We start from the raw sequence: 1285 nt of genomic DNA on the forward strand, positions 1-1285 counted from the left end.
CGAGTTTGCAGCAATGCTCGCACAAAGGTTGGGTACCCGTCTGGAGCCCGTCCGCATGACCCAACAGCGCAACGACTATGATTGCGGAGTCTTCGTGGTTGACGGCACGCGGGCGCTCGTTAGACGACTGGCACGAAGAGGCCGGCCAGCCGTGCTGCACCTCGACAACCTCGTCGCCGATCGGGAGCAACTCCAACGACGTCTGAGCCCCGCGCCCAACAGTGCTCGAGCGGGGGCTGCGGCGGCTGGACCGGAGTCCTCCACACAGATCGCCGATCCCGCAGAGTTTTGGCATGGAGTGGCTCAACCCGGCCAGCTTCCCGATAGCTGGAATACAGCGACCTTCCGGCAGGATTTGCCGTCAGCTGCCTATTCACCGGTGCAAAGCGTCAATCCGCCAGACGCACCATGGGAGCAAAGCTTGGGGGCATCGATCTTCGGCACCCCACAGTACACGCTGCCTGTGGACGACTTGGGAGGAGCTGTCCCTCCGAGCTGGCAACACCGCAATCAACCGGCACCGGCTGGCCTTCGGCTTGCGATGTCCTGGCTTGAGTTGCTGCCGAGCGCGGACAACCCCCAGACCAGCATCACTATCCATGGTGTGCCCTACACGGCCACTCTGGGGCCATCAGGCATGGAGAACGACATTTACCTTTTCCTGCAATAGGGTGGAGATGGATCGAGCAATAGATGCCAGTGGTTCTTGAAAAGCACCAAACCGTTGAGAGAGAATCCGTTTTTACGCGGCCACGTGCAGCGCGCCAACCCAGATGAGACGATCCCCAGTGCCGGGGGCGACATCGAATGGCGGGCTCCGCATGGCAAGCGGCAAGCTGGCGAGCCTCTGTGTCGGCCTGATGGTCGAGTGCAGACGATTGTCGGCAAGCCGTCGCCATATGGTGTTCGGCCATGCCTTGAGGGCATGATTGGATCTGGCTTTAGCATGCTGGGCGGCGGTCGGCGGGCATTAGGATCGAGGTTCCAAATTTGATTTCCGGAGGACCGGCATCGATGTACCCAAGACGGAACCAGCCGCGCGATGACGATTCTCGCGAAGTATAGTGGGTGGATCGAAGGCGTGACCGGAGCTTTCGATACGGACGCCTGGATTGAGGATTGCTATCCAGAGAGCCGAGAGATGGAACAGGATCCGACCGACTTGCGCCTCGGTTCGCACGATAGTGACGCCGGCGACCGTGTGCCGCGTCGCAGTTCCGTGGGCGGTTCGATGCGAGTGACGCCGCAGTCGCTGGCGCCGGAGAGGGGTTCGGGGCAGCAAGAC

General features: G+C 61.6%; 1 protein-coding gene and 1 pseudogene. Both read left to right on the top strand.

What is annotated here, in order from left to right; translation table 11 throughout:
* A pseudogene (locus CO671_RS33075) lies at positions 1-670 on the top strand (hypothetical protein); the annotation flags it as partial.
* Positions 671-1042: 372 nt separating this feature from the next.
* On the top strand, positions 1043-1285 hold a 243-nt coding region (locus tag CO671_RS34075; protein WP_245425055.1), incomplete at its 3' end, for a hypothetical protein.

Source organism: Rhizobium sp. M10 (genome assembly GCF_002531955.1).
Classification (GTDB): domain Bacteria; phylum Pseudomonadota; class Alphaproteobacteria; order Rhizobiales; family Rhizobiaceae; genus Rhizobium; species Rhizobium etli_C.